This is a genomic window from Dethiosulfovibrio faecalis, assembly GCF_021568795.1.
Lineage (GTDB): Bacteria > Synergistota > Synergistia > Synergistales > Dethiosulfovibrionaceae > Dethiosulfovibrio > Dethiosulfovibrio faecalis.
In genome coordinates, this window is the sequence record NZ_JAKGUE010000012.1 from 70,355 (window position 1) to 78,825 (window position 8,471).

Annotated in this window: 7 protein-coding genes, 1 tRNA gene and 1 rRNA gene; 4 read left to right on the forward strand and 5 right to left on the reverse strand. The window is 49.5% G+C overall.

Annotated features, from left to right (window positions below):
- Positions 1-120: 120 nt before the first annotated feature.
- On the reverse strand, positions 121-612 hold the full coding sequence (locus tag L2W58_RS09310; protein WP_236103069.1) for a ferritin: 492 nt from the start codon (positions 610-612) through the stop codon (positions 121-123).
- Between the two features lie 91 nt (positions 613-703).
- On the reverse strand, positions 704-2,074 hold the full coding sequence (locus L2W58_RS09315) for a uracil-xanthine permease family protein (RefSeq protein WP_236103070.1): 1,371 nt from the start codon (positions 2,072-2,074) through the stop codon (positions 704-706).
- 82 nt (positions 2,075-2,156) lie between these two features.
- On the opposite strand from L2W58_RS09315, the gene L2W58_RS09320 reads away from it, so the two are divergent.
- Genes L2W58_RS09320 through L2W58_RS09330 form a run of 3 tightly spaced genes read left to right on the forward strand, consistent with a single transcriptional unit; the run spans position 2,157 to position 4,803 of the window.
- The gene (locus L2W58_RS09320; RefSeq protein WP_236103071.1) at positions 2,157-2,927 is read left to right on the forward strand and encodes an SIR2 family NAD-dependent protein deacylase; all 771 of its coding nucleotides are present in this window, start codon (positions 2,157-2,159) and stop codon (positions 2,925-2,927) included.
- Positions 2,928-2,963: 36 nt separating this feature from the next.
- A complete protein-coding gene (locus L2W58_RS09325; RefSeq protein WP_236103072.1) occupies positions 2,964-4,022 on the forward strand; it encodes a FlgT C-terminal domain-containing protein in 1,059 nt (352 codons plus the stop codon).
- A 55-nt stretch (positions 4,023-4,077) separates the two neighbouring features.
- Positions 4,078-4,803: a tetratricopeptide repeat protein gene (locus L2W58_RS09330; protein WP_236103073.1), complete on the forward strand. Its 726-nt coding sequence runs from the start codon at positions 4,078-4,080 to the stop codon at positions 4,801-4,803.
- Positions 4,804-4,901: 98 nt separating this feature from the next.
- On the opposite strand, the gene ptsP is transcribed toward L2W58_RS09330, so the two are convergent.
- On the reverse strand, positions 4,902-6,665 hold the full coding sequence (gene ptsP, locus L2W58_RS09335; protein ID WP_255700480.1) for a phosphoenolpyruvate--protein phosphotransferase: 1,764 nt from the start codon (positions 6,663-6,665) through the stop codon (positions 4,902-4,904).
- 281 nt (positions 6,666-6,946) lie between these two features.
- Between ptsP and L2W58_RS09340 the strand changes: the two genes are divergently transcribed.
- Positions 6,947-8,227 carry a YjiH family protein gene (locus L2W58_RS09340; RefSeq protein ID WP_236103075.1) on the forward strand — a complete coding sequence of 427 codons (1,281 nt, stop codon included), beginning with the start codon at positions 6,947-6,949 and terminating at the stop codon, positions 8,225-8,227.
- Positions 8,228-8,289: 62 nt separating this feature from the next.
- Here the strand turns inward: L2W58_RS09340 and L2W58_RS09345 are convergent.
- A tRNA-Ile gene (locus L2W58_RS09345) sits at positions 8,290-8,366 on the reverse strand.
- A 20-nt stretch (positions 8,367-8,386) separates the two neighbouring features.
- Positions 8,387-8,471: ribosomal RNA gene (gene rrf / locus L2W58_RS09350) — 5S ribosomal RNA — on the reverse strand; the annotation flags it as partial.

Consider the following 8,471-nt stretch of genomic DNA (forward strand, 5'->3'; position numbering starts at 1 on the left):
CGAGACCTCCTCTATGTTTTTTACAACTATACCATCTAGACCTCAACATAAAGAGAAAAAGACGGAGACAGAGCTCCGTCTTTCAATACAGATCAGAAATCAAGCATTGCTGCGGTGATGCTAGCCTCTAGACCCGAATTCCTTGTCCAACATATACATGCCCCTCTTGGATCCCTCGAGATGACGGATCTTGGCCAAATTAGTAGAGGCGTTATCCTCTTCCTCCACCTGCTCCTCGACAAACCAGTTGAGCATTATCCTGCTGGCGTGATCCTTCTCCGATATGGCCATATCCATGAGATCGTCTATGCGTTTGGATATGTACCTTTCATGATCCAGCGCATCGCTGAAAACGCTGACGGGAGAATCCCACTCGGACTGAGGGGCCTCTATGGCCTGTAACGTGACTTTTCCGCCCCTCTCCATGATATAGCGATAGAACTTGAAGGCGTGTTCCATCTCTTCCTTAGCCTGAACCTCCATCCAATGAGCCATACCGGGCATATCCGTCGACTCCAGCCAAGCGGCCATAGACTGATAGAGATATGCGGAAAACATCTCCGCGTTTATCTGATCGTTCATAGCTTTTTGCATCTTCTCTGTGAATGCCATCTAAATCCCTCCAATGATATCCTATCCAGATAAAACAGGAACAATTCCTACTTATTTGCTAGGGATAGCATATCATCGACTAGAGGTTTCGTCAATGGGACTCTTTTTTTCTTATTCCTCTCTCCTCGTCGGTTCCGGGAATGACGTTATCCAAAACGCCTGCACATATTCCCGCAACCGCCATAGCCGTCTTACCTATGGCCCACAGCACCTGTCCGAAGATCCCCAGGGAGAAGAACATCTCCTGCTGTCCCTCTACCCATCCGGGCAAACCAAGCGCCATAAGGAAAGAGAACCCCACTATCATAACGTTCCTCTGGGAGTTCATGTCAGCCCTGGACAATGCCTGTATTCCCAATGCTCCTATGATGCCGAACAGAGCGATATAACACCCTCCTATTATAGGTGTCGGTATGGTCGCTACCAGAGCGCCAAGCTTCCCGATACAGCTCATGACGATCAGAAGCACAGCTCCGGTTCTAACGACCCACCTGGATCCGACTCCGGTCAGTCCTATAAGACCGATGTTCTCTGTATAAGAGGTACAGGCTACGCCGCCGCAAAGGCCTCCGATAGCACACCCCAGCCCTTCGGCTCCGATTCCTTTGTTTATGGTCTCCTCGCTGGGATCCTTCAGACCACATGCGTGGCTTACGTTGTAATAGTCGCCTATGCTCTCTATAAAGACGGCGAAGAACCCGGCAACGATAGCTCCGAAGGCCACCAGACTGAACTTAGGAGCGCCCCAAGGCGCAATGCCGGTAAACTGGAACCACTTGGCAGCGATGACACTCGAAAGATCTATATAGGCAGGATGATCAGGAGTGAAAACTCCAGAAGAACTCAGGACCAGACAGAGAAGGTAGACTATGACGACGCTGGATAGAATCGAAAATATATTGATGTAGCGATTTTTCATGCCGAGACTGAAAAGGAAGATCAGGATGACGACGGTAAGAGAGACCGGCCAATAGTTCGCCGCGTTACCCCCTATAGCTACAGGAGCAAGGGAAAAACCTATGGCCATTATGGTAGGTCCCACCGTGACAGGGGTGATGAACCTTCTAACCTTTCCCACCAGCCCCGTATATCCGATCAACGCCATGATGAAACCGCCGAGGATCAAAGCCCCTCCAATGTACTGAAGACACACGTTCGCCCCCTGAGCTCCATAAACCCCTATAATGGTCATTATAGGGGGGATGAAGCTAAAACTGGACCCCTGTACTATGGGCAGGCGGGACCCCATGGTACTGGTCTGAATCAGGGTAGCCAACCCCATAGACATATACACGCAGCTTATGAAAAAACCTATCTGGGTCGGAGTCATGTTCATGGCGGGACCGAAGATGAGAGGAACCAGGGTCGTCGCTCCGAAAAGGGTCAGAACATGCTGGGCCCCGGCCAGAACCATTATGGGAAAACGCGGTTTGTCGTCCACTCCGTAAATAAGCTTCGACATAGTAAAACCTCCTCAGTGATTTCGTCACAGGGATTGTATCATTTAGCGTAACCGGTTGCATTAACGAAGGAGAGGGAGAACGATGAAAAATAACCACGAAACGATCTTAAAATGCGCCTCTATGGTCGAAAAAGCCGAATCCGTCGCCGTGTTGAGCGGTGCGGGAGTCTCGACCAGTTCGGGGATCCCCGATTTCAGAGGTCCTAACGGTATATATAGAAGAAAATACGATGTCGATCCGGAAATGATCTTCGACATAGACTTCTTCTCCAGGGATCCCAGCTTCTTCTACAAATTTCATAGAGAATTTCTAGAGGCCCTGGAAGAGGTCTCCCCCAGCTACACCCACAAGTTTCTCGCCGCTCTCGAAAGAGAGGGGAGGTTAAAGGGTATCGTGACCCAGAATATCGACGCACTCCACCACAAGGCCGGATCGCAAAAAGTCTTGGAGATACACGGCGGAGTCTGGAAAAGCACCTGTCTCTCCTGCGGAAAAAGCTACGACTACGAGACATCCAGGAGAAAGACCATGGACGAAGATATTCCGCGATGCGAAATCTGCGGCGGAGTAATAAAACCGGACATAGTCTTCTTCGGAGAAAACGTAAAGCATCTGGAGGCAAGTCGCTCCATAATCTCTCAGGCAGACCTGCTCTTCGTGTTGGGATCGTCCCTGACAGTGGTTCCCGCCGCCCTGCTTCCCTCCTGTTGTACAGGCAGAATAGTAGTGGTAAACAAAGGAGAGGTCTCGGGAGCGTATCTCCCTCCCGACAGGATCGATCTCAGAGTAGAGGGAGATCTGGACGAATTCTTCAGAGGTTTAAACGAAAAGCTGAACCTGACGATACAATAAGGGGACGTTCGATCCCAGGAAGAGAGGAAGTAAAACATGATCCTACATCGCTCCATAAAGCTGATTTTCTGCATCGCCCTGGCTTATTCGACGCTCGCTCTAGCTCCTTCCGGTGCCATGGGGAACGTCTTGGATAGCCCGGGAATCGACATCGCCGTGCTTCCGGTTGTAAACGACACCCCTATAGAGGTATGGGAGAACAAATACTACCCGCTAGACGTCTTCGATCAAAAGGTTACCGAGGAATTCGTGACCCTCCTCATGGAATATCCATATGCCAGGGTCGTAACACTCACGAAAGAGGAAGAACCTTATTGGCTTAAAGGCGGCGCCCCGAATACCGACATCGGCATAAAGCTCCATTTCTACAAGCTAAAGATGACCGACAGAAAACATCTGGGATCCGACCGAATGGGCTACGTGGCCCTCAGGATGGAGATATTCGACGGAGTGACCAGACAACTCACCTACTCATCCTCCATCGCCGGCGAGGACAGACGTTTTACCTTCTCTCCCGGGGACGGCAGGATCTTTTATCTGACCCATCAGCCGGAGAGCGGCAAACTGCTGTTTCTCCGCCCTCTGGATCTACTACCGGTGAATAAGATGTTCCCGAGAGGGCTGGACTTCTGGCAACTATTTCCGGATCTCAAGGACGATGAACAGCCGATGAGAAAGCCTCTTTGGGACTCGTTTAGGAGGACACCCTATTGGAACGCCTTCAAAAAAGCCCTCAGAAAAAGCCGAGACGCCTTGTTCGACGGAATCTCAGGCTATAAAATGATCGGACGTATAATATCTCCGACGAAAGACGAACTAAAGAAACACCTTCCCAAGAGGAGAAGATATATCATCAGCTTAGGGATGGTAGAGGGAGTCCGAGAGGGAGACCTCCTGAAAGTGATGAGGAGCGATAGATACGATACGGTAGACCCGGAAAGACCGGTCGTAATCCTTCCATCGGAAGGCGGAACCGTAAAGGTTCTCAAGGTACAGAGCCACGAGGCGATCGTAGAGGTTGTAAAAGAGGACAAGGACGAACCGATAAAGTTAAAGGATCTGGTAGTCATGCCTCTCTACATAGACCATAAGTAGATAGGGGGAACTGACGTTGAACGGAATAACCCGCGTTTTTTATGTTTTAATATTATTGTCGGCAACTGCTACATCCATATACGGAGACGATAAGACAGACAAGATGGACATCGTGATGGATCAGGCATGGCGGGCGGGACAACAGATGATAGAGGCGGATCTCTATCATAGAGGAGTCGACTACCTCCAGGTTTACCTGGAACAGTGTCCAAACTCGAGCGACGGCTGGTACTGGCTAGCAAAAGGCCTTCAAGGCATGGGTAAACTTCAGGAGGCCCAAAGAGCCTTCACTAAAGTCCTGGAGATAGATCCCGAGTTTCCACAGCTATCCAGGGTCCTTCAAAACAGGGAAAAAGGCGAAGCCATACCTATATGGGATAGATCGGGGGGAGCATATCGACAGGCACTTCCGGTTATAGACCCCGGCAAGGATATATACAGGGACCGCGTCGAAGCTAGACCGGCCCCGATACCTCGCCCTACTTCTCCCGATCCCGGCCGCGACGACAATCTGAAGACACGGAAAGAAACGGTACAGACCGTTCCAGAGTTCTCGGCAATGGGAGCGAGAAAAATCGTACTACCTCCGCAGGGAAGTTCCGACAGGGCCCCGATCAAGGTAGTTCCCATCCCTCCCGTGAAAGAACTGACAGGAGAACCGGAAGGACCGGGCATCCCCACAGTGGAGGTAGAGGAAATACATCTTCAGGGTAGCTCGAATGACAACAAGCCCGTGTATGTACCGCCCAAGCCACACCTCGACAAACCGAAAGCCCCGTAAAAACCGTCTGAGGGAGGAAACTTGGACGTGATTTTATGTGTTACTAGAAAGGGAGAGGAGCTATCCTAGGATAGCTCCTCTCCCTTTCTAGTCCTCCGTCAGAAAGCCTTCTTGAGATATCCGAATCGATCCTCGCAGAAACGGCGCACATCCTTAGCCGTAGCCAATCCCCATATTTCCGACAGAGTATCCTCCATGTTCTTTTTGCCGAGCTGAGACATTATCCATCGAGCCTTGAGTATGGAATCCACGTTCATGCTGAATCTCTCCAGTCCCATACCCATAAGAACGGGGATCAAAAGAGAATCGCTTGCCATCTCTCCACACAGACTTACCTTTACCCCGGCTTTTCTACAGTTATCTATAGTCATCTTGACCAACCTTAGAACCGCAGGATGGAAGGGGCTGAAGAGATGAGATAGATTACGGTTGGTACGATCCACCGCCAGGGTATACTGGATGAGATCGTTGGTACCGATGCTCATGAAATCCACTTCCTCGGCGATAAGCTCGGATATCACCGCTGCAGCCGGCACCTCTATCATGACACCGACCTCTATTTCCGGATTAAAGGGAACTCCGTCCTTTCTCAGATCGTTTTTGACATCCTCAAGAACTCCCTTGGCCAATCTAAGCTCCTCAATACCGGAGATCATGGGAAACATTATCTTAGCCTTGCCGAAAGCGCTGGATCGGAGAAGCGCTTTCAGCTGGATTCTGAAGATATCGGCCCTGGCCAGGGATAATCTTATCGCTCTGTAACCTAAAGCAGGATTATCCTCCTCCGGAACGTTTAAATATCCTGGGATCTTATCACAACCGATATCCAAGGTCCTGAATATAACGGTCCTGCCTCCCATTTCCTGGACGGCCTTTTTATAAAGACCGAACTGCTCCCCCTCGGTCGGCAATCTATCCCTGTCCATATAGAGCCTCTCTGTCCTGAAAAGGCCTATTCCGCTAACGCCGTTTTTGAGAGCACCCTGTACATCTCTACCCGTATCAGCATTAGCGTACAATTTAATGGGGTAGCCATCCTCGCTTTCAGTGGACTTTCCGGCCATCTGGGAAAGTTTCTTGGAAAAATTGATAAATTCCTTCTGCTTTTCGCCGTAAATACGAAGGGTATCCTCGTCGGGATTGAGTATAACCACTCCCTCGCTACCGTCGACCACTATCATATCCCCGGTCTCCACTACGTCTAAGACGTTTGAGACGTCTATAACAGCCGGAACACCCCAACTTCGAGCCATGATGACCGCATGAGAGGTCAAAGTTCCCTCCTGAGAGACAACGCCTAGGACCTTATCCCTGTTCATCTGAACTATCTCGGACGCGGTAAAAGCCCTAGCTACCACGATGGACTTCTCTCTCAGGTTGCTCAGATCGCTACCCTCTATATGAAGTAAAAGGCGACACATCCTTGTAGCTACATCCTTTACGTCGTCGGCCTTGGCTTTGAGATAGTCGTCGTCCATATCCTCGAAGACCTGAATGAACTTGTCGGCTACAGAACGTACGGCCCATTCGGCGTTTACGTTTTCCGTTATTATCCGACCCTTTATCTGTCCGATAAACTCGGAATCCTCTATCATCATGCCGTGAGTTGCGAACATCTCAACCTCGTCTCTACCTAGACGAGAGGAGACATCGTCGTAGAGTTCCTTGATCTCCTGTCCTGCTACCTCTATGGCTGCGTTAAGACGATCCAGCTCCACCTCGACATCGTCCACGTATTCTTTTTCGATCTCCACCTGTTCCTTCCAATCGACGAAGACCCTGCCGATAGCTATTCCGGAAGACACTCCTATGCCTTTAATATAAATCCCCCCTGTAAGTCCCCATATACGATAAAAACTCATAACATCATACCACTAAGAACCCCTGACGTCTCAAGGCGAAAATCCACGCACCAGAAGCAAATGTCTCTCAATAGGCAAAAAAGACAAGACACCGACATTTGACAAACTTCCATACCTATACTAGTTTATATTTAAGCATCTTGGAGTAAACTGCAAAAAGGGGAAAGGTTGTTAATATCTATCGTGGAGGTGCTATTATGAACAATAAGGGAAACAAAAAATTATCGTTGTCAGAGATCGTGAGGTTTGCAATTCCGTCATTTTTAGGAATATTTTTATTGATGACTCCGTTGATAATAGACGGACGACAGACCGTACTGGTGTCCATACTATCTAAAAAAGTAAATTCCACGATCAATGGAATGATACCGGTATCTTTACTTGTGTTGATTTTTATAACCGTCAGTACTATTACGACGGTGTTGTTCAAACTATCGAGACCGAAGGCTATAGATAAAAACGAGTACTGGAAAAAAATCTTCGACGTTTCATGGTTCTGGACATCCGCTAGGATATTGGGGATGGTCATCGCCTATATGGTCTACTTCAACCTGGGGCCGGAGATAATCTGGTCGGACTACACCGGAGGGCTTATACTATTCGACCTTATCTGCGGCCTTTTTACCATATTCCTGATAGCCGGATTTATCCTGCCTTTGCTGACCGATTTCGGACTTCTCGAATATATAGGGGTATATCTAACCGCTTTCATGAGACCCTTATTCGGACTTCCCGGTCGCTCCGCCATAGACTGCATAGCTTCATGGGTAGGGGACGGCACCATCGGAGTGGCCCTTACGAACAGACAGTACACTGAAGGATATTACACCGCTAAAGAAGCCTCGGTGATCGGGACGACCTTTTCCGCCGTATCCATAACGTTCTGCCTAGTGGTGTTGGAGAACATCGGTATGTTGGATTACTTCGGACAATATTATCTGGCGGTGACCGTATCAGGGATAGCGGCAGCCCTGATAGTTCCCAGAATTCCTCCCCTTTCGTTGAAAAAGGACGAATACATCCACGGTGTCAAGAAAGAGACGGGGGATATCATTCCCGAGGGGATGTCCAGAAATCAGTGGGGACTCAGCCTGGCAATAGAGAAAGCATCCAACAGTGGACATGTAGGAAACCTTCTGAAAAACGGGGCCAAGACGGTCTTAGACCTATGGTTGGGAGTGCTACCCATAATAATGGCTTTCGGTACCCTCGCTTTGGTAATCTCCGAATCCACCCCTTTGTTCCAGTGGCTGGGAATGCCCTTCATGCCGCTCCTTAACGCACTCAATATTCCAGAGGCCGCGGCAGCCAGTCATACTCTCGTGGTAGGTTTTGCCGACATGGTGGTTCCCTCCTTGATGGCTCAAACGATAACGTCCCCCATGACCAAGTTCATCATCGGAGCGGTATCGGTTACTCAGCTTATATATATGTCCGAGACGGGAGCGGTTATATTGGGATCCGACATACCGGTGGATCTGAAGGACCTGTTTATCATTTTCATCGAAAGAACGATCATAACCCTCCCCATCGTGTGCCTTTTCGCCCATATATTCTTTTAAAAAAGCACAGGAGCCTATAAAAAATCTCCACCTTCCTAAGGAAGGTGGAGATTTTTATCACATGGTGGGCCGAAGTGGACTCGAACCACTGACCTCTCGGTTATCAGCCGAGTGCTCTAGCCGCCTGAGCTACCGGCCCATGCAGAAAATAGAAAAGACTCTTGGCAGCGACCTACTCTCCCACGAAGCGAATCGCAGTACCATCGGCGCTGGAGGGCTTAACTGCCGGGTTCGGCATGGGACC